We start from the raw sequence: 204 nt of genomic DNA, 5'->3' as shown, positions 1-204 counted from the left end.
CCGCGGCGCAGCCGCTCGGCGTGGCTGTAGAGGAGGAACGCCGCGCGGTGCAGACCGACGGCGGTCTTGCCGGTGCCCGGGGCGCCCTGGATGCACACCGACTCCTCCAGCGGGGCGCGGACGATGTCGTCCTGGTCGGGCTGGATGGTCGCGACGATGTCGCGCATCGGCCCGCTGCGGGGTCTCTCGATCTCCGCGACGACC

General features: G+C 74.0%; 1 pseudogene. It reads right to left on the bottom strand.

Features of this window, described 5'->3' with window-relative positions:
• Positions 1-204, bottom strand: a pseudogene (locus FHN55_RS24035) (AAA family ATPase); the annotation flags it as partial.

The organism is Streptomyces sp. NP160, from assembly GCF_006335115.1.
In the GTDB taxonomy this organism is placed as follows: Bacteria; Actinomycetota; Actinomycetes; order Actinomycetales; family Quadrisphaeraceae; genus Quadrisphaera.
This window is presented reverse-complemented; position numbering and strand designations above follow the sequence as displayed.